The sequence below is a fragment of the Pokkaliibacter plantistimulans genome (assembly GCF_003194385.1).
GTDB lineage: Bacteria > Pseudomonadota > Gammaproteobacteria > Pseudomonadales > Balneatricaceae > Pokkaliibacter > Pokkaliibacter plantistimulans.
Genome location: NZ_LAPT01000188.1, coordinates 1 through 943, shown reverse-complemented (window position 1 = coordinate 943; position 943 = coordinate 1). Strand labels below are relative to the sequence as shown.

Genomic DNA, 943 nt, shown 5'->3' with positions numbered 1-943 from the left:
CCAGCGCCTGACAGGCCTCCGTTACGGAATAGCCTTTCTCGGTCACTAACGCGACGGCCTCCAGCTTGAACTCTGGAGTAAAGGACTGACGACGTTTGCTCATAAATAAGACACCTCACTGAGCGCGTTAGAATAACGCTTTACTGAGTGTCCGAAATCATTGAGCCACTACAGATATCGCTTTAACAAGATATGGAACAGCCAACACAGGCCTCCGGGCCAAAGGAAGGCGCGGATGCTCCGCTTTAGGCGTGATGAAGCCAAAGTATTTCAGCTCTGCGTGCTCTTCGTCAGTTAAGCACTTGGAACACCTTTGGTGTTCCTGAGTGTTGGTGTTCTCGTTTTCCGGGTTTGGTGTTCCATCGCTGCAGGCCGCGCCGCTACTGGCTTTTTCTGTGTTTGGAACACCAGGAACACCAAGAACACCAAGAACACCGGATAAAAGCAGGTTACGGGTTTTCATACTTGTGATGCCTTCTGGAAAGCACCTTCCACCACATTGCCGTTAGCCAGTTTGTCCAGATAGTCGGCATACCACTGCATCATCACTTTGCGCTGTTCCAGATAGATGGCCTTGTTGTACACACCGGCTACACCTTCCTTGACGTGGGATAGCTGGGCCTCGATATGGTTTTCATCAAAGCCATATTCGTTAAGTGTGGTGGAGGCGATGTGCCGGAAGCCGTGGCCAGTCTGTCTGCCTTCATAACCCAGGCGACGCAGGGCCATGAGGAATACGGTATCTGATCTTGGTTTGTCGCCACGGCCACGGCCCGGAAAGAGCAATTGGTAAGCACCCGTCAACGGGCGAAGTTCATCCAGTAATGCCAGGGCTTGTCGTGGCAGAGGCACTACGTGCTCCCTCCCTCGTTTCATCCTTTCAGCGGGTATCGTCCAAAGGGCATTGGGCAAATCAAACTCTGACCATGTGGCGGCCCTTAAC

3 protein-coding genes are annotated in these 943 nt (G+C 52.6%); all 3 read right to left on the bottom strand.

Features of this window, described 5'->3' with window-relative positions; genetic code table 11:
• A partial coding sequence (locus WH50_RS27315) for a transposase (protein ID WP_133251437.1) occupies positions 1 to 103 on the bottom strand: 103 nt, incomplete at its 3' end.
• Between the two features lie 54 nt (positions 104 to 157).
• On the bottom strand, positions 158 to 463 hold the full coding sequence (locus WH50_RS26235; protein WP_133251436.1) for a hypothetical protein: 306 nt from the start codon (positions 461 to 463) through the stop codon (positions 158 to 160).
• A partial coding sequence (locus tag WH50_RS25710; RefSeq protein ID WP_165838575.1) for a tyrosine-type recombinase/integrase occupies positions 460 to 943 on the bottom strand: 484 nt, incomplete at its 5' end. The genes WH50_RS25710 and WH50_RS26235, both read right to left, overlap by 4 nt.